The organism is Brevundimonas sp. C43 (assembly GCF_030732185.1).
Lineage (GTDB): Bacteria > Pseudomonadota > Alphaproteobacteria > Caulobacterales > Caulobacteraceae > Brevundimonas > Brevundimonas diminuta_C.
Window position 1 is genome coordinate 1,269,564 of record NZ_CP132231.1, and the last position, 19,662, is coordinate 1,289,225.

A 19,662-nucleotide genomic window follows, 5' to 3' on the forward strand; every position below is an offset into this window, starting at 1 on the left:
CCATGTCCGCCTCGACGACCCCTTCGTCAGAGTCGCTGGAACGCGACGCCGCCGCCCTTCACACGGGCCATGGCAAGGTTGACGCCGGCGAGATCGCCATCGGCGTCATTATCGGCCGAACTTCCGAGTTTTTCGACTTCTTTGTTTACGCCATCGCTTCGGTGGTCGTTTTCCCGCAGCTGATCTTCCCCTACGCGGGCGCGGTGGGCGGCACCCTGCTCTCCTTCGCCGTCTTTGCCCTGGCTTTCCTGGCCCGGCCGCTGGGCACCGTCCTCTTCATCGCCATCGACCGCAAGTTCGGACGCGGCGCCAAGCTGACGACCGCCCTGCTGCTGCTGGGCACCTCCACCGTGTCGGTCGCCTTCATCCCCGGATATGAGAGCATCGGCATGTGGGCGCCGGTGCTGCTGGCCCTGACCCGTATCGGGCAGGGCGTCGCCCTGGGCGGCACCTGGGACGGTCTGGCCTCCCTGCTCGCGCTGAACGCGCCAGAGAAGAAGCGTGGTTGGTACGCCATGATCCCGCAACTCGGCGCGCCCATCGGCCTGCTGGTGGCTTCGGCCCTGTTCGCCTTCTTCCTGAACACGCTGTCGGCGCCCGACTTCCTGGATTGGGGCTGGCGCTATCCGTTCTTCGTGGCCTTCGCCATCAACGTCGTGGCCCTGTTCGCGCGCCTGCGCATCGTGGTGACGCCGGCCTTCCAGAAGCTGTTCGAGACGCGCGAGCTTCAACCCACGCCGATCAGTCAGGCCCTGCGCGACGAAGGCCCCAAGATCGCCATCGGCGCCTTCGCGCCGCTCGCCAGTTTCGCCATGTTCCACATGGTCACCGTCTTCCCGCTGTCGTGGGTGTTCCTGTTCACCAAGGAAACGCCGGTCCGATTCCTGCTGATCGAGATGGTCGGCGCCGTCTTCGGCCTGCTGGCCATCCTCGCATCGGGCATTCTGGCCGACCGCTACGGCCGCCGGACCTTGCTGGCGATCACGGCCGCCGGCATCGCCGCCTTCTCCGGCTTTGCGCCGCAACTGCTGAACGGTGGCCCGGTCGGCGAGCTGACGTTCATGATCTCCGGCTTCATCCTGCTGGGCCTATCGTTCGGCCAGGCCTCTGGCCCGGTGGCCTCCAGCTTCAGCCTAACCAACCGCTACACTTCGTCCGCCCTGACCTCGGACCTGGCCTGGCTGTTCGGCGCCGGCTTCGCGCCCCTCGCGGCCCTGTGGATCTCCAGCCAGTTCGGCCTGATCGCCGCCGGCGCCTATCTGCTGTCGGGCGCCATCTGCACCTTGCTGGCCCTGTGGCTGAACCGCGAACTGGCCCGCAGCTCCTCCGACAAGGACCGCGCCAAGACGGCCTGATCTTTCAGGTCACGCACAAACAGACACGGCCCGCAGTCGCCTGCGGGCCGTGTTGCGTTTGGAGCAGATCGTTGTGAGCCGCAGCGGCAGCTTCAGTTGGGGCGGCTGTCCGTCGACGGCTTGAAGGTGGTGTCGAAATGACAGCCGTCCTCGTAGCGTGAAGCCGCCACCTGACACAGCGTGGCAACGTCAGCGGGCGTCGGCTTCACGCCCTCGTCCAGCCAGCGCATCATCGCCTGGAAAAGACCGACGTACTCTGGCGGCGATAGGCGGCTATGTTCGGACTCGTCTGTGAACGTCTGGACCAATAAGTCCGATCGTCCCGCCGTGGCGACCGTTTCCCTGTAAAGCGCGTCGTTGGAGACAAAGGCCGTAGCATCATTCTTGGCGTGAATTGTCAGCGTCGGCGCCACGATCAGACCGCTGAGATCCGCGTCGTAGGCCAAGCGCGCCACACCCATCGGATCAGCCGCGAACCGCTGAACGCCAGCGTTCAACGCCTCGTCGTCGTGCGAACCCTGATAGACCGTATGGCTGTTGTCGAAGGGGTTCAGCCCGTCAAGACGGCGCAAAACCATGTCGCGGAACAGGAAGGTCGCCCAGGCCAGATGCGGAACCAACTGTTCCTCGTTGACGCCCGTCACGGCCAGGATATCCGCCAGATTGCGCTTCTGCTCTGCCGACCTTTCAGCAAGCGGCAGGCCCACGCCCGTGCAGGTTTTGACCCGCTCGGCCAACTGCGCCCGGTTCAGATCGCTGTCTAGCGGCAGCCCCTGCCACAGCGGATACTGGGGCTCGTTCGGAAGCGGATGGTTATTGCAGTAGAACTGGTACACCGCTCTCAGATCGGCGCGGAAGCGGTAGGTGCGGGTCCCGCCGCCGATTACGCCGTTGGTCAGGACGACGCCGTCCCACAGAACTTGTCCCTCGGCATCGCGGGCGTAGAGCTCAGCCGTCTTGGCCGCGACATTTCCGCCCCAGGACTGGCCATGCACCAAAGTTCGACGTGGCTTGCCGAAGGCGTTCCAGAAAATCTGCCGCAGATCGTCCGTATCTTCCGCGGCCATCCGTACGCCATAACCGCCACGGCGATAGGTTGAGCCCGCCCAGGCGAAGCCTTCCTTCACCGTCATGGAGAACCGCTCCATGTCCTCCAGCGGATCGTTTGGTTCTGGTGCGCTGGTGCGGGGTCCGCCATGTGCGTGAACGATCAGGGCACCGTTCCAGTCCTTAGGGACGGCGATCCAATAATAGCCGCCTTTGACCGCCCTGCCCGACCAGCACCGCGTCTGTTGCGGCACGAAGTCCGGGCAATCGGCTGGTGCAGGCGCAGAATCGACAGCCGCCGCGACGGCCGTCTGCGTTTCCTGCGCCTGCGTCATCGGCGCGATGCCGGCCCAGGCGACGACCAGCGCCCCCAGAGATCGAACGATACGGTCGGTCATCGCGCCTCTCTCTTAGAACGTCTTGGAGATGTTGGCGTACCAGTAGCGGCCGTAGGGATTGTATAGCGCACCCAGATAGCCCGACGAAGTCAACGGCGGCTGCTCGTCAGTGATGTTGCGCGCCCCCAGTCGAACCGTTGTGCCGGACGCAAAGCCGGCGTTGTCGCCGAACTCATACTGACCATACAGATTGCCGGTGATCTGGCTATCGACCTGCCAGGGATCGCCTTGGGCGCTGAGGAAGCCGGTTTCGGTGACGGCGCTGTTGTATTGGGTGAATGCGCCCACCTGCCATGGCCCTTGCGACCACGTGAACGAGCCCGTCACCCGCCATTCCGGCCGGCCGTTGCGAGCCAACAGGGTCTGAGAGATCGGCAGCGGCGTGTTCGCATTGATCTGGCCGGCTTCACGCGCTGCGAACAGCGACTCGACCAAGGGGCCGGGAGAACGATCGAACTTCGTCAGGTGCGCCGCATTCACGCTGGCGCGGAAGTTGCCCCACGGCGTGCCGCGCAGCCGCCATTGTAGGCCGATGTCGAGCCCCTCCACCGTCTGCGGCAGTAGGTTTATGAACTGATCTTCGACCGAGACGATCTGTCCGACAGGAGTGATTCCGCTGCCCTGGAAAAAGGCGATGTCGTCGGCCGTCACCGCCGCGCGCGGTTGACGTTGTCGTTCCGCGTGCCGTTCAAGATGTTCAGATAGTCCAGCACGACGTTCGACTGCGCGCCCAGCAGACCGACGATCTTCTCCTGCTCGATCTTCCAGCGGTCCAGCGTGAAGGTGAACCGGCCGAACTGCTCGGGAATGAACCAGGGCTGTAAAACCAGGCCGATGGACTGATTGGTGCTTTCCTCGGGCTGAAGCTCGGGATTGCCCGACACCAGCAGCGAGGCGCTGGCAGGTTGCGAACATTGGTTGAAGTTGGTGATCCGACCCAGGCGCAGATCGGCCTCACAGCGGATGTAATCGTTATTGGTCGATAGACGCCCGTATTGCGCCGCGTTGGTCTGTTCCAGGTTCGGGGCGCGGAAACCCTCGGAATACGAGCCCCGGACGCGCACGCCTTCGACCAGGTCCCAGGCCATGGCGATCTTGGGCTTGGCCACATCGCCGAAGTCGGAATAGTGCTCATATCGGCCGGCCAGTTGGAAATCGAGACTGCGAACCAGCGGAATGTTCATCTCGGGCGAAACGACAGGCACAGCGAACTCGACATAGGCCGAATAGACCTCGCGCTTGCCGTAGGTATCGGGGTTTGAGCTGACCGCCGCAATGTTGGACTGGCTGATCTCGCCCGACACGCTGTCGCGGAAGACGTTGGTGCCGTCCAGATCGGCGTCGCGGTCGTCACGCTGAGTTTCCCGACGCGCCTCGACGCCCAGGGCCATACCGACAGGTCCGCCCGGCAGGGTGAAGACATCGGGACGGCTGACCTTGAAGTCCCACAGCGCCAGCGTCGTCTTGGAGACCCGCGTCAGGTCGGTCGTGATGGCATCGATCGCGGCCTGAGAACTGGGCGTGCAATCGCCGAAGCTGGTATCGTTCACACAGCCGCCGCTGAACGGATTGTAGGCGTCGGGCGTCGACAGGGCGAGATTGGCCTGAAGCGCGGTCAGATTGACGGCGTTCGAGCTGTCGGTGGCCTCGGCTTCCGAATACAGCAGCGCGCTTTCCCAATCGAAGCCGCGCCATTCGCCCCGCAGGCCGCCCAGGAATCGGGACTGCCAGTTGTCGACATCCACCACTTGGGCGCCCAGATCGTTGAAGCGATACCGAACCAGCTTAACGGCCGTCCCGGCTGTGGGGACGTTTGTCAGGCCAGCGAGACGATTGGGATTTCGCGTGCCGTCGGCAAAGGTGACGGGGCCAAACGGATTCCAGTAGTTGCTGGCTGGGATCCAGAGCGGGTTCAGCAGGATGGTCGGCGGCTGAATGTTTTGGGTCGATGCCGTGTAATAGCCGAGTTCGCCAAAGGCCGTGACGCCGTTGTCGAGATCGTAGTGACCCGACACGAACAGGTTCAACCGTTCGATATCCGGCGATTGGGTGGTGCCCCGCGCCCCGTCATAGCGCAACTCGCGGCCAGCGCCGCTGTAGCTGATATTGCCGCTGGCCAGGCAAACATCACCCCCAACCGGCGCGGTGCAGCCGAAGCTGGAAGGCTGATTGTGGAAGGCGCCGGCGCCGGTCGTCAGAGCAGTCGTGCCCCGACGGACCTGGAATGGTGTCTGGAAGTTGGCCCAGGCTGTATAGGATGAACGACCATCGGTGTCGGTCGAATTCTCATAGCCCGGCACGTTGGCGAACAGGCTGCGGCGGTCGTCAGAGGCGGTATAGGGTTCGTCGCTGGCCTGCTGGGCGGTGCGGTTGGTGTAATCGAGGAAGCCCGACAGATTGCCCCGCTCGAAATCCTTGCCTGCGAACATACCGAAGGTGAATTCTCGGCGATGCGTGCCCTCCGCGCCGCCGTACTGGGCCTTCATCTCCAAGCCATCGAAATCCTGCTGAAGCACAGTGTTCACGACGCCCGCGACGGCGTCCGCGCCATAGATGGCGGCGGCGCCGTCCAACAGAACCTCCAACCGCTCCAGCCCCGAGACCGGAATGGCGTTGGAGTTGTAGCTGAGCACCGGCACCGTGCCGGTGTCTGACGTCCCCTGGCTGGTGGGGTGCTGAACGATCCGACGTCCGTTCAAGAGCACCAGGGTGTTGCCCACCCCGAGCGAGCGCAGATTGACCGAGTTGACGTCGCCTCGCGCGGCGTTCGAGGTTTGAGGATTGTTGGCGCTGGAGAACAACACATCGCCCATCTGGGGAATGGACCGTAGCAGATCATCACCGCTGACGGCCCCGGTCGCGATGATTTCTTCCTGCGTGACGACGGTCACTGGCAGAGCCGCCGTGGTGGAGGCGCCGCGAATCTGGGAGCCGACGACGACGATGTCCTCGACCTGCGCCGCCTCAGCCTCCTGCGCTGGAGTAGATTGAGGCGTGGCCTCCTGAGCCAGAGCCGCTCCCGCTGAGATCAGCAGGACAGCCGAGGCCGCGCCCGCCATCAGTGCGAACTTGGATTGCATCTTCATGTTTCCTCCTCCCGGGCCGTCGTTATGTCGGCGGTCCCGTCATTCAAAAGTCGTTCTCGCCGTCAGTCCTTGGCGAGAACCAGATCGTCTCCAGGCCCCGCCGCAGGGTCGGGCAGTGCCGCCACCGGCGACGGATGTCCGTCCAGCGCGGCCTTCAGGGCGTCGCGATTCAGCGCGTTCTCCCAGCGGGCCACGACGATGGTGGCCACGGCGTTGCCGATGAAGTTGGTCAGGGCCCGGCATTCGCTCATGAAGCGATCGATGCCCAAGATCAGCGCCATGCCGGCGACTGGCACATCCGGCACGACCGACAGGGTCGCCGCCAGGGTGATGAAGCCCGCGCCCGTGATGCCCGCTGCGCCTTTTGAGCTGAGCATGGCGACCAGCAGAAGCGTGATCTGCTGCCAGATGGTGAGTTCGATGTTCAGCGCCTGAGCAATGAACAGAGCAGCCATCGTCATATAGATGTTGGTGCCGTCCAGATTGAACGAATAGCCGGTCGGCACGACCAGGCCGACGACCGACTTGGCGGCGCCCGCGCGTTCCATCTTGGAGATCAGGCTGGGCAGGGCCGCCTCTGAACTGGAAGTGCCCAGCACCAGCAGAAGCTCTTCCTTGAGGTAACGGATCAGCTTGAGAATGTTGAAGCCGTTGGCGACGCCCACCAGACCCAGTACGCCGACGACGAAGATGATCGCGGTGACGTAGAAGGTCACGATCAAGGCGGCCAGATTGGCGATCGATGCGATGCCATAGGCGCCGATCGTAAAGGCGAAGGCCCCAAAGGCGCCGATGGGCGCAGCCTTCATCACGATGGCGACCAACTTGAACACGGCAAGGCTGAGGGTCTCGAACAGATCGACCACCGGCTGGGCCCGTTCGCCCACCAACGCCAGGGCGAGGCCAAACAGGATCGACACGAAGAGAACCTGCAGGATGTTGCCGGTCGAGAAGGCGCTGACCAGCGTGTCGGGAATGACGCCCATCAGGAAGCCGACGATCGTGCTCTCGTGCGCGGCCGCCGCATACTGCTCGACCGCGCCGGCGTTCAACGTCGCCGGGTCGATGTTCAAGCCATGGCCCGGACGCACTAGATTGGCGATGATCAAGCCCACGATCAGAGCCAGAGTCGAGAAGACCAGGAAGTAGGCGAAAGCCTTGGCGGCGACGCGACCGACGCTGCCAAGATCACGCATGCCGGCGATGCCGGTCACGATGGTCAGGAAAATCACCGGCGCGATCACCATCTTCACCAGTTTGATGAATCCGTCGCCCAGCGGCTTCAGGCTTTCGCCGAATGTCGGCCAGAAGTGACCGATCAAGGCGCCGAGCGCGATGGCGATCAGCACCTGGAAATACAGGTGGCGATAGAACGGCCGGCGAACGACCGGCGCGGCCTCTGACGGGACTGAGATCACGAAGGGCTCCTGATGTGCGGGGGTGATCCCGCAGTCTCCTCGATGGGCGCGATCTTCGCCACGCTCCGTTGGATAGAGCTTCCAACGAGAACCATCATCGCGAAAGCGATTGATCCAACGCCTCGATCTCTATGAAAATCAGGAACTTTCTGGAAAAGCGTGAGAATCGGTTGAGATGTTTGTGCGGTTTTTCACCCAGAAGGCTGGCCCTGTCGTGCGATTATCCGCACACTGCGAACATGCAGCATTCACCGGTTACAGGCTCGGCTCGAAAGCCTTGGCGGTCCCGTTGGCTGGTAACGACAGCGGCCTGGTTCACGATCGCCGCCTTGGCGGCTTTCGCCGCGGGCGAGGTCGCTCGGCGTGACGCTAAGATCGAACTGGCTCGACAAACAGAGGCGGCCGCCGCCTTGCACGCGGCAGTGCTACGCAGCGAACTGGAAAAGCACCGCTCCCTGCCCCTGGCGTTGGCGAGCGATCCCGACATCGCCGACCTGCTGAGCGCCATGCAAACTGCCAAAGGCGATCCGGTCAGCCTTAAACTGGAAACCTTGGCGCGTCAGACACGCGCCGCCGCCATCTATATCATCGACGCCAGCGGACGAACCCGCGCTGCCAGCAACTGGCGCCTGCCGACCAGTTTCGTCGGCGCCGACTACGGGTTTCGGCCTTATTTCATCAACGCCATGCGCCAGGGCCAGGCGGAATTCTTCGCCTTGGGCACCGTGTCCGGCCGACCCGGACTCTATCTGGCGCGGCGTGTTCACGGGTCGAGCGGCTCCGCCGTGGGCGTCGTCGTGGTCAAGGTCGAGTTCGCCGCTCTCGAGGCCGAATGGCGCGCGTCTGGTGAGCCGGCCTATGTTGTCGACCCCGGCGGCGTCGTGCTGATCACCAGCGTCCCGGCATGGCGTTTCCGCACCACCGAAGCGCTGGACGAACGTCGACGGCGGCTGACATTGACCGATCAGACGCTTCAACCCGAGGCGTTGCGGCCCCTCCCCTTCGTAACGCCTCCCAATGATCGACCGCGTCTGATCCAGGCTCCAGTCGATGGCCGCGAGCAGCGCTGGATGCATGCGGCGATCCCAACGGAAACGCCCGGCTGGACTCTGCACCTGCTGTCGCCGGATCGTGGATCCATTGGGATGGCCGTCGCAACCGCGCGGGCGCTTGCGGCCCTGATCGTCACCCTGCTGGCAGGCGTCATCGTCGTGCTCCTGCGTCGTCGCCATCAGGCCCTTGTCCGCGCCCGTGCCGAGGAAGAGGCGCGGCTGGAACTGGAAAGGCTGATCGACGAACGCACCCACGAGCTTCGTAACGCCAACGCCGCCCTCAATCGCCAGATCGAGGAACGTCGCCAAGCCGAGACCGCACGCGAACTGCTGCGTGACGAGTTGGTTCAAGCCAGCAAACTCGCCGCGCTGGGGCAGATCGTCGCCAGCGTGGCGCACGAGATCAATCAACCCGTCGCCGCCATCCAGACCCAGGCAGAGACCGCCGGCGTTCTGCTTGATCGCGACGAGGCCGCCAAGGCGCGTGGGGCATTGGCGCGGATCAGCGACCTGACCCAGCGCATCGGGGCCATCACCGAAGGCCTCAGGGTCTTTTCCAGAAAGTCAGATCCCAAAATCGGCATCGTCCGTCTTGAGGACGCGATCCACGGCGCCCTGCTGCTGACGCGCGGCCGATTGGACGAGGGCGGCGTCGAACTGATCCGCGAAGGCGACGCAGACGTCACAGTACGCGCCGATCGCTTTCGTCTGGAACAGGTGATCGTCAATCTGGTCAAGAACGCCTCAGAAGCGCTGGAAGGCTGCGATCGGCCACGACTAACGCTGAAGGTCTCGCGCGATAAGGACCGTGTTCGATTGAGCATTTCCGACAATGGTCCAGGCGTCCCGCCCGCTGTGCGCGCCCAACTGTTCACGCCCTTTGTCACCACACGAGCAAATGGGCTCGGCCTGGGTCTGGTCATCTGTCGAGATCTGATCGCCGGGTTCGGTGGCGAGCTCGACTTGGTCGACGAGGACATCGGAGCGACCTTTGTCGCCACGCTGAGGATCGCGTGATGGAATTTGCCCGCCCCACTGCCGTCGCCCTGATCGAGGACGACGCCGATTTCCGCCATGCCTTGGTCGAGCGCCTGACCCTGGAAGGTTATGACGTTCGCGCTTTCTCAGGGGCGGAACCCGCGCTGAGAGCGATCGACGCCGATTTTCCGGGCGTCGTGATCACCGACCTGCGGATGCCTGGCCTTGATGGCCGTCAGTTGCTCAGCCGCCTGCAAGCGTTGGACGCCGCCCTGCCGATCATCATGATCACTGGCCATGGCGACATCACCGACGCCGTCGCAGCGATGAAGGACGGCGCCTACGACTTCGTCGCCAAGCCTTTTCCGTTTGAGCGCCTTCAAGACAGCTTGAACCGCGCTCTGGAAAAACGCGGTCTGGTCCTGGAAAACCGTCGCTTGCTGGCGATAGCCTCGGACAGCGGACAGGAGTTGCCCCTAGCCGGATCGTCTCGCGCCATCACCGCCCTCCGCGCCACCATCGCTCAGATCGCCGACGCCCGAATGGACGTGCTGATCGAAGGCGAAACCGGAACAGGAAAGGAGGCCGTTGCGCGCGCCCTGCACAACGGCGGCCGGCGACGATTGGCGCCGTTCGTCGCCGTCAACTGCGGCGCCCTGCCTGACGGGCTGATCGAGAGCGAACTGTTCGGACACGAACTCGGCGCCTTCGCCGGAGCCTTGCGCCGCCGGGTCGGGCACGTCGAACGCGCCCACAACGGCTCATTGTTTCTGGACGAGGTCGAGAGCATGCCTCTGGCCGTTCAGGTCAAGATTTTGCGTGTCCTGGAAGAACGCGAGGTCCATCCCATCGGTGCCAACGAGCCCCGCGCCTTAGATTTGCGTGTACTGGCCTCGTCAAAGATCGATCTGGGCGAGGCCGCGCGCGGGGGTGCCTTTCGCGAAGACCTCTATTACCGTCTGAACGTGGTGAGACTCCGCGTACCGCCCCTGCGCGAACGGCGAGAAGACATTCCCCTGCTGTTCGCCCACTTCCTGCGTCGCGCGGCGGACCGCCACGGCGTCGATATTCCCTCTATAAGCGACAGCGTAAGACGCCTGCTGGTCGAGGCCGACTGGCCCGGCAATATCCGCGAACTGGCGCATTTTGCGGAACGCGTCGCCTTGTCACTCGATGACAACACCCGCGCGCCCGATCACGGCCTAAGTCTTCCCGACCGCGTTAACAGGTTCGAAGGCGAACTGCTGCGCGACGCGCTCCAGTCCCATCGTGGGGACATATCCGCAGTGCTGGCCGAAATGCAGGTTCCGAGGAAGACATTGTACGACAAGCTGCAGCGGCATGGCCTAAAGCCTGCCGATTTCCGCTGAGAACGCCCCACCATCCTGGATCAAAGCGGTGGCGTCCCCTCGTTTCTCCGCCGAGCGGAAGAAATCTCGCTGCCTGCCCATCGATCCCACATCTGGAAATACAGACCGTAGTTGCCGTTGAAGCGTTTGTGGTGCGCGTCGTGGTGGGTGGCGGTGATCATCCAGCGCAGGGGGGCGCGGTTTAGCCACGAGGCGGGCCAGACTTCGCGGCCGGCGTGATTCAATACGGCCGTGGCGGTCATCAGGGTCAGCAGCGCCAGCGCCACGCCCCAATGGATCGGGATGAAAAGGGTCAGGGCTGGCAGGAACCAGGCCGTGGCGATCGCTTCGGCCGGATCGAAGGCGAAGGAGGCGAAGGCGCTGGGGTCGCGCGACCGATGATGTTCGGCGTGGGCCCAAGGGAAGATGCGCGGGTGATGCAGCCCGCGGTGGACCCAATAGTAGAAGGCGTCGTGGGCCAGCATGTAGACGATGAAGCTGACGGGCAGCCACCACAGCGGCCAGGCATGGAGATCGTCGTAGATCGCCGTGCCGCCGCGCTTCCAGAGTTCGATGACGAATGCGGCCGGCAGGGCGTAGATCGGGCAGGCGATCAGGGACGCGATGACCTCGGCGCGGATGCGTTTCGCCGCCGGCGGCCTGTGGTTCAGCTGACGCCCCCGTCCCGCTCCGCCCCACAGCAAGCCATGCGTCACAATGCCAACCAACAGATAGCGCACGCCAATGATCAGGCTGAGCGCGAGGGTGGTGACGAACAGGTCCTTCAACATGGGCGCACAGACGGCGAAACGTCGCGCCGGGTCAAGTCGTGACGCGCGGTCCCCAAAGCGCCTATGATGCGGTCATGTCCTGGCCGACGATGATCCTGCTGTTCCTCGCCACCTTCCTGGGGATGGAGGTCTTCGCCTGGGCGATGCATCGCTATGTCATGCACGGCCTGCTGTGGACCTGGCACCGCAGCCATCATGAGCCGCACGACGACGTGCTGGAAAAAAACGACCTGTTCGCGGTGGTGTTCGCCGCCCCGGCCATCGTCCTCGTCGCCTTGGGTCTGCACGTCTGGCCCTGGGCGCTGCCGATCGGCCTGGGTGTCACAGCCTATGGACTGATCTATTTCTTCTTCCACGACGGGCTGGTGCATCGCCGGTTCCCGACCGGGATCGCGGGGCGCTCGGGGTTCTGGACACGGCGCATTCAGGCCCACCGGCTGCATCACGCGGTGCGGACACGCGAGGGCTGCGTGTCGTTCGGCTTTCTGTGGGTGCGTTCGGCGCGGGCGCTGAAGGCCGAACTGTCTCAGAAACGCGGCGCTTCCAGCAACGGCGCCTGAGCCAGGGCGGTAAGGTCCCCCGAGCCGGTGCAGAAGCAGGCCAGTCTCAGCTGAGCCGCCATCAGATCCAGATGATCGACCACGGCCTCGGTTGACGTCAGCGCCGCTTCGAGCACGCCCGCCGCCTGACCGACCAGACAGGCGCCCAGCCGGATCGCACGCGCCGCATCCAGCCCGTCGCGGATGCCGCCCGATCCGATCAGATCCAGTTCCGGCGCAGCCTGGGCGCAGTCTGCCAGGCTGCGCGCCGTCGGTACGCCCCAGCCGGCGAAGGGCGCGGCCAGCGCTTCCGCCCGACCGCCCGTCGCTCTTGCGCCCTCGATCAGGCCCCAGTTGGTGCCGCCCGCCCCGGCGACGTCGAGCGCCGCGACCCCCATGTCCGCCAGGCGACGCGCCACCGCGCCCGACAGGCCGGCGCCCGTCTCCTTGACGATCACCCGGCCCGGAAAGGCCGCCGCAACCCGTTCGATGCCCTGCGCCACGCCGCGCCAGTCGCGATCGCCCTCGGGTTGAACGCCCTCCTGCAATGGGTTTAGATGCAGGATCAGGGCGTCGGCGCCGATCATCTCCATGGCCCGCCGCGCCTCGTCCACGCCATAGCCCAGGGCGAACTGCACGGCGCCCAGATTGGCCATGATCATCGCATCCGGAGCCCGGCGTCGCAGATCCAGCCCCAGACCCAAACCGCCGTCCGTCTCCAGCGCCACACGCTGCGAGCCGACCGCCAGCACCACGCCCAAAGCCTGGGCGGCCTCGGCCAGACGCGCATTGATCGCCTCGGCCCGCGAGGGCCCGCCGGTCATCGAACTGATCAGGAACGGCAAGGCGACCGGTCGCCCAAGAAAGCGCGTCGCCAGATCGATGGCGTCGTGATCGATATCCGGCAGAGCGTCGTGAACAAAACGGATGGCGTCCAGACCCGATGTCGTCTGGCTGACGCCTCGCCCGGCCCGCACGTGGTCGATGTGTTCGTCCTTGCGCCGGATCAAGGCATCGGCGTCGGTGGACATCGCAAACGGCTCCTGGCGGGTTGCATCCGACGCGGTCGTGATGCCGTATGGCATCATAAGGGTTCGGCGCGTGGCCGCAACGCGACGTCGGCGACAATGGGAGATCTGTATGGCCATCGTCGGCATCCGGCGCCAACCGCATCTGGCGGGCGCATCCTGCGACCCCGACGATCTGCGTCTGCAGGTTCAAGCGCGTCTGGCCGAGGTCGCCCCGGCTCATGACGGCCTGTTGTCCACGGCCGCCCGCGAAGCCTTGCTGGGACAGGGAAAACGCGTCCGGCCGGTGCTGGCCATGCTGGCGGCGGCGCATGTCGGCGGCGAGCCGGAAGACGCCCTGGACTATGCCTGCGCCCTGGAAATGGTCCATGCCGCGTCGCTGGTTTTGGACGATCTGCCATGCATGGACGACGCATCGCTGCGTCGGGGACAGCCGACCCTGCACCGTCGCCATGGGGAGGATACTGCAGTGCTGGCGGCCGTGGCCCTGCTGAACCAGGCGACGCGTCTGGTGCTGCAGACGCCTGCGCCGGCGGAAATGCGTCTGGCGGCCCTGGACCTTTTGACGCAGGCGATCGGCTTCGATGGTCTGTCCGAGGGTCAGATGCGCGACCTGCGCGACGACGCGAGGGATCGCGACGAAAACGCCTTGCGCCAGATCAACGATCTGAAAACCGGCGCCCTGTTCGTCGCCACCGTGCGCGGCGGCGGCCTGCTCGGCGGCGGCGACGCGCAGGATCTGGCGCGGCTGTCGATTTTCGGCGAGGCGATCGGCTTTGCCTTCCAGCTCTGCGACGATCTGCTGGATGTCTGTTCGACCGTCGATGCGGTCGGCAAGGACGTGGGTCAGGACGACGACACCACCACCTTCGTTGATCTGTGGGGCGAATGCCGGACCCGCGCGGCGGTGCGGCAATCCTTGGCCAAGGCGGTCGAGGCGGTCGGCCATGACAGCCCCCTGGCCCTCTACGTCCTGGACCTTTTCCAGCAGGCCGAACTTGGGGTCTGACGTCGCGCCGGCCCTGTCGCTGAGCGGGATCGATGCGGGCTATGACGGCCGATCCGTGCTGAGCGACTTCAGCCTGAGCATCGCTGCTGGTGAGGTCTATGCCCTGCTCGGGGCGAATGGTGCGGGCAAGTCCACGGTGGCGCGTGTCGCTTCGGGTCTGCTGCCCGCGCGGCGCGGGCGTGTCGTCGTGGGCGAAGGCGGCGGACCACGCGGGCGCATCGGGCTGGCGCCGCAGGACAGCGCCCTTTTCCCAGCCCTGTCGCCACGCGAGAACGTCGATGTCACGGCGCGCCTGTGCGGCGTGCCCAAGCGGGATCGCGGCGCGGCGGTGAACCGCGCGCTCGACCTGACCGGCTGCGGCCCGCGCGCGGACCAGCCGGTGCGCACCCTGTCCGGCGGCTGGAAACGGCGCGCCAACCTCAGCGCTGCCCTGGTCGGAAAACCGCGCCTGCTGATCGCCGACGAACCGACGGAGGGCGTGGATGCTACGACCCGCAGCGTCCTGTCCGTCGCCCTGCGCGAAACCGCAAAGGCCGGCGCCGGCTGCCTTCTGATCAGTCACGACGCCGTCTTCGTCGCCGATACGGCCGACCGGATCGGTGTCCTGGCGCAGGGACGACTTCTGGCGGAAGGCGCGCCGAACGCCCTGCTCCATCGCGCGTTCGGCTCAGCTCGGCTGCTCAGCATTCGCCTGACGCGACCCGCGTCAGACCCCGCCGCCCAATGGTTCGCCCAGGCGGGGCTGACCGCATCGGACGATGGGCTGGAGTGGCGTCGGCTCTGCGAGGACGCGCTGGCCATCGCCCAGATGCTTGCCGCCGTGGTCGATGGCGAGGATGGCGAGGTCGCCGTGCGCCGCCCCGACCTGGACGATCTGGTCGCACAGCTGTCGCAGGCTCCGTCATGATGGCGGTGGCGGGCGCCTGGGCAAGAGGGTTCTGGCGCGACCGCGCAGGCGTGATCCTGACCCTGCTTTTGCCGCCCCTGGTCTATCTGTTGTTCGCGGCGATCTTCGGCGCGGGCGCACGGGGCGACATCGACACCACAGTCGTCCTGCATGACGCGTCGCGCACGCCCGCGACGGGGGCGGTCCGCGAGGCTGTGTCGAAGGACATGGGCGCGCGTCTTCGAATCGTCGAAGATCGCGTGGCCTTCGACCGCGCCGTCATCGACGGTCGCGCTGACGCCGGCATACTGATCCAGCCGTCGACGCAGGGACCGCCAAAACTGGTGATCGTTTCCGCCGCCGGCCGGGACGTGACGGCGTCGGCGCTTCAGGCGCGGATGGAGCCGATGGCTGCCACCCTGTCGGGTCAGGGCGCACGACCCGCACCGCGCGTTCAGACCCTGCAGATCGGTCCCCAGGGTGATGTGCAGGCGACCTATTATGCGGGCGCGGTCAGCGTCATGTTCGTCTTTTTCGCCGCCATGCACGGGGCCATGGGTGGGCTGGACGAGCGGCGGTCCGGTCTTCAGTCACGTTTGGCCCTGGCGCGCGGCGGCCTTGCGCCCATCCTGGCTGGACGCGCCGTCTGGCTGACGGCGGTGGGCGTGATGCAGTCGGCGACGGTCTTCGTCGCGGCCTGGGTCAAGCTGCCCGCCCTGGAGCCCTGGCAGATGGCGGCGGCGGCGGTCACTGCCCTGGCGGTCGGTTTCTGCGCCGCCGGCCTGGCCCTGGCCCTGACGGCGGTGTGTCGATCGCGCGAGCAGGCCCAGCCGTTGACGACCTTCGTGGTCCTGTTGCTGGCCGCTCTGGGCGGATCGATGGCGCCGCGCTTTTTGATGCCCGAGGCCTTCCGCGACCTCGGCTGGATCACGCCCCACGCCTGGGCCATCGAGGCCTATCAGGCCGTGATCTGGCGCGGCGAGTTCACCTCGACGGTCATCGCCGCCTGGGCGGTCATGGCCGGCCTTGGCGCAGGCGGCCTTGCGGTCGCCCTGACGTTGGAGCGGCGGCGCGCGGCTCGCTGATCGTCAGACGTGGGTCCACAACGCCGGGCGGGGCGGCGGTTCGCGCCAGGCGTCCAGCGTCTTGCACCACAGGGCGATCAGTCCGCCCCGGCCCAACAGCATCAGCTTGCCGGCCTTATCGACCGACGTCCGCCCGTCCCAGGCGCTCACGCCGGCGCGCGAGACATGACGACCGATCGAACGATAGACGCCGCGCGCCGTCGCGATGGCCCAGGCCGAGCGCGGGTTCAGATCGCGCAACCCCCACCGCGCCGAGGCGTAGAAGGGCTCGGCCGCCGCCACCAGACGCTGCGCCGTTTTAGCCACCGCAGCGCGGTGCTGGGGCTGATCGACCTGATCGCGCGGCACGCCCGCCTCATCCAGCCAGGCGCCGGGCAGATAGACGCGCCCGCCCTTCGCGTCCTCGACCACGTCGCGGGCGATGTTCGTCAGCTGGAACGCCAGCCCCAGGTCCTGTGCGCGTCGCAGGGTCGGCGCATCATCCACCCCCATGATCCGCGCCATCATCACCCCGACGACGCCGGCGACGTGATAGGCATAGTCCAGCGTGTCTTCCAGCGTGTCGTAGCGCCGGCCGACCACGTCCATCTCGAACCCCTGCAACAGGTCCATCGCCTCGTCGGCCGGAATGCCGTGACGCATGGCGACGCGCTGGAAGGCGGTGAAGACCGGGTCCGTCTGCGGCTCACCGGCCAGGGCGGCGGCGGTGCGCAAACGCAGTTCGTCCAGCTTCTCTCCGGCCAGTACCGGATCGATGCCGACCGCGCCGTGGCCCAGCACCTGGCCGTCGATCTCGTCGTCGCAGTGCCGGCACCAGGAATACAGCATCCAGGCGTCGTCCCGGATCGCCGCCGGAAACAGGCGCGCGGCGGCGGCGAAGCTTTTGGACCCCTGCTCCATCGACTGGCGGCTGTGATCCAGGACGGCGTCGGTCATGCCGGCTGCCTCGCGTCCTCGATCATCAGGGCGGCGGTGGCCTTGGCCGATCCGACCACGCCCGGCACGCCCGCGCCGGGATGGGTGCCGGCGCCCACGAAATAAAGGTTCGGGATCTGGTCGTCGCGGTTATGCACCCGGAACCAGGCGCTCTGGGTCAGGATCGGCTCCAGCGAGAAGGCCGACCCCTGATGGGCGTTCAACTGGTCGCGGAAATCGACCGGCGTGAAGATGCGGCAGGTATCCAGGTCCGCCGTCAGGCCGGGGATGTAGCGTTCTTCTAGATAGGCCAGTATCCGGTCGCGATAGCGCGGCCCCTCGACCTCCCAGTCGATGTCCGCCGAGGCCAGGTGCGGCACGGGCGCCAGCACATAGAAGGCGTCGCAGCCTTCCGGGGCCAGTGACGGATCGGTCCGCGTCGGCGCATGCAGATACAGCGAGAAGTCGTCGGGGAGATCCGGCCCCTTGAAGATTTCGGCGATCAGCTCGCGATAGCGCGGCCCGAACAGCACCGTGTGGTGGCGCACCTCCGGATGGACCCGCTTCAGGCCGAAATAGATGACGAACAGCGACATGGAGTGACGCCGCGACGCCAGCTTGGCGCCCTCCTTCTGACCGCGCGGTTCCTGACCCAACAGGCGCTGATAGGTGTGCACCACGTCGGCGTTGGAGGCGACCATGTCGAAGGCCAGCGTCTCTCCGTTCACCACCACGCCGGTCGCGCGACCGTTCGCCATGGTGATGCGCTCGACCGGACTGTTCAGCCGCACCTCACCGCCCAGATCCTTGAGCAGACGCACCATGGCCTGGATCAGGGCCCCGGTGCCGCCACGCGGGAACCACACGCCCCAGCGCCGCTCCAGCGCATGGATCAAGGCATAGATCGACGAGGTCGCGAACGGATTGCCGCCGACCAGCAGGGAGTGGAAGCTGAACGCCTGACGCAGGTGCTCGTCCTGGATATAGCTGGCGACCTTGTCATAGACCGATCGCCAGGCCTGAAGCCGCATCAGTTCCGGCGCTGCCTTGACCATGCTGGCGAAGTCCAGGAACGGCACGGCTCCCAGCTTCAGATAGCCTTCCTTCAGCAGGTCCTGCGAATAGGCCAGGAACTTGCGATAGCCTTCCTTGTCGGCCGGATTGCGCGCCACGATCTGGCGGTCCAGCTCATCCTGATCGTTGACGTAGTCAAAGACGTCGCCGTCTTCCCAGCACAGTCGGTAGAAGGGCGCGACCGGCAGCAGTTCGACATAGTCCGACAGCTTGCGCCCGCTGGCCTCGAACAGTTCCTCCAGCGCCGACGGGTCGGTGATGACGGTGGGACCGGCGTCAAAGGTGTAGCCCTTGTCCTTGAACACATAGGCCCGGCCGCCCTCCAGATCGCGGGCCTCGAACACCGTGGTCTGAATGCCCGCCGACTGCAGCCGTATGGCCAGCGACAAGCCTCCGAAGCCCGATCCGATTACTGCAGCCCGCATCACGCACGTCCTTTTTCGACCAGACAGGTCAGTGCGGCGCCGATCGGCACCGGGGGTTTTCCGCTCAGGATCCGCGCCTTGTCGGCAAGGGTGGATCCAGCGGCGTAGAAGCGTTCGACCAATGGCTGGGGCAGACGATAGAACCGCTCCAACACCTTGTATCGCTCATCGGGCCGCGCCGCACGGAATAGCATCCGGTTCAGCAACCGATAAAAGCCTCGTCCGGCCCATACGTCATGCGCATGACGCCGGATGTCTTCGGCGACCGTCGCCGGCTTGAAATCCCGCGCCAACCGGTCGGCCAGGCGCACCGCGTCCGGCAGGGAATAGCCGGTGGTCGGATGAAACAGCCCGGCGCGCAGACCGCTGAGCGCCGTCGGCCCCATCCGCGACAAATGCGCGCCAATGTCCCCGTCGAGCGCCACGGGCAGGACGCCGTCCTCCTCGCGCAAGACCGTCTTGATCTCCCAGCCCTGCGCGCGGGCGTAATCCAGCACGCCCTGCCGGAAGGCCTCGCGATCCAGCGCATCGCCGTCGGTATAGCGCGTATCCTCGATCAGCAGCGTGCGATCATCGAACGGCAGGGTGTAGAGAAACCGGTAGCCCCCGGCCTGATCGACACAGGCGTCCATGACGATGGGCGTGGTCAGACCGTGCGGCGCCGCCAGCCGCACCTCCAGCCCGACGAACTTCTGAAACCCCAACGCCAGATCCGGTGTTGCGGTCGGCCCGCGCCCATCGATCACCGCCTTGGCGCTCAGACGCCGTCCATCAGCCAGCACCGCTTCGGTCGGCGACACCGAGGCGACTGGCGCGCCCAGCATGATCCGTCCGGGCGAGGCCGCTTCGACCACCGCCGCGAACCGTTCGGCCGTGACGCTGCAATAGGGCGTCGACAGCGCGCGTTCGAACTGGGGAAAACGGACGCGGTATCCCGGCCAGCGATGCACCACCAGGGGCGCGATCCAGTCGCGCTGAGCCTGCGTCAGGTCGCTGTCGAAGAAGGACCAGGTATGGACCCCGCCCAGGGTCTGCGCCGCCTCTACGATTCGCACATCCAGATCAGGACGGACCTGTGACAGCCGCAGCGCCAGCAGGCCATTGGCCAGGCCGCCGCCGACCAGCAGAAGGTCCGGCGCGGAAGTGTCAAAGGCGTCGACCTGCATTCCAGACAGGTGGCACGCGCGGACGCATGCGGCAAGCGAACAGGATGCTTACCGGGCCGCG

At 65.9% G+C, this 19,662-nt stretch carries 16 protein-coding genes; 7 read left to right on the forward strand and 9 right to left on the reverse strand.

Features of this window, described 5'->3' with window-relative positions:
- Positions 1-2 precede the first annotated feature (2 nt).
- Positions 3-1,355: an MFS transporter gene (locus Q9R14_RS06420; protein WP_017504041.1), complete on the forward strand. Its 1,353-nt coding sequence runs from the start codon at positions 3-5 to the stop codon at positions 1,353-1,355.
- A 92-nt stretch (positions 1,356-1,447) separates the two neighbouring features.
- On the opposite strand, the gene Q9R14_RS06425 is transcribed toward Q9R14_RS06420, so the two are convergent.
- The 4 genes from Q9R14_RS06425 to Q9R14_RS06440 form a co-directional block, all read right to left on the reverse strand.
- The gene (locus Q9R14_RS06425) at positions 1,448-2,800 is read right to left on the reverse strand and encodes a hypothetical protein (protein ID WP_306003867.1); all 1,353 of its coding nucleotides are present in this window, start codon (positions 2,798-2,800) and stop codon (positions 1,448-1,450) included.
- A 12-nt stretch (positions 2,801-2,812) separates the two neighbouring features.
- Positions 2,813-3,451, reverse strand: a complete 639-nt coding sequence (locus Q9R14_RS06430) for a TonB-dependent receptor (protein WP_306003868.1) — start codon at positions 3,449-3,451, stop codon at positions 2,813-2,815.
- Positions 3,448-5,886, reverse strand: a complete 2,439-nt coding sequence (locus tag Q9R14_RS06435; protein WP_306003869.1) for a TonB-dependent siderophore receptor — start codon at positions 5,884-5,886, stop codon at positions 3,448-3,450. The genes Q9R14_RS06430 and Q9R14_RS06435 overlap by 4 nt, the downstream gene beginning before the upstream one ends.
- 62 nt (positions 5,887-5,948) lie before the next feature.
- A complete protein-coding gene (locus Q9R14_RS06440) occupies positions 5,949-7,301 on the reverse strand; it encodes a dicarboxylate/amino acid:cation symporter (RefSeq protein WP_371929785.1) in 1,353 nt (450 codons plus the stop codon).
- 332 nt (positions 7,302-7,633) lie between these two features.
- Here Q9R14_RS06440 and Q9R14_RS06445 point away from each other — a divergent pair, with 332 nt between their 5' ends.
- Together Q9R14_RS06445 and Q9R14_RS06450 are read left to right on the forward strand one after the other, a co-directional pair.
- The gene (locus Q9R14_RS06445; protein ID WP_306003871.1) at positions 7,634-9,373 is read left to right on the forward strand and encodes an ATP-binding protein; all 1,740 of its coding nucleotides are present in this window, start codon (positions 7,634-7,636) and stop codon (positions 9,371-9,373) included.
- On the forward strand, positions 9,373-10,704 hold the full coding sequence (locus tag Q9R14_RS06450; protein WP_306003872.1) for a sigma-54 dependent transcriptional regulator: 1,332 nt from the start codon (positions 9,373-9,375) through the stop codon (positions 10,702-10,704). The genes Q9R14_RS06445 and Q9R14_RS06450 overlap by 1 nt, the downstream gene beginning before the upstream one ends.
- Before the next feature lie 20 nt (positions 10,705-10,724).
- Here the strand turns inward: Q9R14_RS06450 and Q9R14_RS06455 are convergent, their stop codons facing one another.
- On the reverse strand, positions 10,725-11,474 hold the full coding sequence (locus Q9R14_RS06455) for a sterol desaturase family protein (RefSeq protein WP_306003873.1): 750 nt from the start codon (positions 11,472-11,474) through the stop codon (positions 10,725-10,727).
- 74 nt (positions 11,475-11,548) lie between these two features.
- On the opposite strand from Q9R14_RS06455, the gene Q9R14_RS06460 reads away from it, so the two are divergent.
- On the forward strand, positions 11,549-12,034 hold the full coding sequence (locus Q9R14_RS06460) for a sterol desaturase family protein (protein ID WP_306003874.1): 486 nt from the start codon (positions 11,549-11,551) through the stop codon (positions 12,032-12,034).
- Here Q9R14_RS06460 and fni read toward each other — a convergent pair.
- Complete coding sequence (gene fni / locus Q9R14_RS06465) at positions 12,001-13,044, reverse strand: type 2 isopentenyl-diphosphate Delta-isomerase (protein WP_306003875.1); 1,044 nt, start codon at positions 13,042-13,044, stop codon at positions 12,001-12,003. The genes Q9R14_RS06460 and fni overlap by 34 nt on opposite strands.
- Positions 13,045-13,153: 109 nt before the next feature.
- Between fni and Q9R14_RS06470 the strand changes: the two genes are divergently transcribed.
- Genes Q9R14_RS06470 through Q9R14_RS06480 form a run of 3 tightly spaced genes read left to right on the forward strand, consistent with a single transcriptional unit; the run spans position 13,154 to position 16,021 of the window.
- Positions 13,154-14,050: a polyprenyl synthetase family protein gene (locus Q9R14_RS06470; RefSeq protein ID WP_306003876.1), complete on the forward strand. Its 897-nt coding sequence runs from the start codon at positions 13,154-13,156 to the stop codon at positions 14,048-14,050.
- On the forward strand, positions 14,040-14,957 hold the full coding sequence (locus tag Q9R14_RS06475) for an ABC transporter ATP-binding protein (protein WP_306003877.1): 918 nt from the start codon (positions 14,040-14,042) through the stop codon (positions 14,955-14,957). The genes Q9R14_RS06470 and Q9R14_RS06475 overlap by 11 nt, the downstream gene beginning before the upstream one ends.
- Complete coding sequence (locus tag Q9R14_RS06480; RefSeq protein WP_306003878.1) at positions 14,954-16,021, forward strand: ABC transporter permease; 1,068 nt, start codon at positions 14,954-14,956, stop codon at positions 16,019-16,021. Before Q9R14_RS06475 ends, Q9R14_RS06480 begins: the two co-directional genes overlap by 4 nt.
- Positions 16,022-16,024: 3 nt before the next feature.
- Here Q9R14_RS06480 and Q9R14_RS06485 read toward each other — a convergent pair whose 3' ends face one another.
- Genes Q9R14_RS06485 through crtY form a run of 3 tightly spaced genes read right to left on the reverse strand, consistent with a single transcriptional unit; the run spans position 16,025 to position 19,601 of the window.
- Positions 16,025-16,957: a phytoene/squalene synthase family protein gene (locus Q9R14_RS06485; RefSeq protein WP_153922776.1), complete on the reverse strand. Its 933-nt coding sequence runs from the start codon at positions 16,955-16,957 to the stop codon at positions 16,025-16,027.
- The gene (locus Q9R14_RS06490; protein ID WP_055754144.1) at positions 16,954-18,435 is read right to left on the reverse strand and encodes a phytoene desaturase; all 1,482 of its coding nucleotides are present in this window, start codon (positions 18,433-18,435) and stop codon (positions 16,954-16,956) included. The genes Q9R14_RS06485 and Q9R14_RS06490 overlap by 4 nt, the downstream gene beginning before the upstream one ends.
- On the reverse strand, positions 18,435-19,601 hold the full coding sequence (crtY, locus tag Q9R14_RS06495) for a lycopene beta-cyclase CrtY (protein ID WP_306003879.1): 1,167 nt from the start codon (positions 19,599-19,601) through the stop codon (positions 18,435-18,437). The genes Q9R14_RS06490 and crtY overlap by 1 nt, the downstream gene beginning before the upstream one ends.
- Positions 19,602-19,662: the final 61 nt, after the last annotated feature.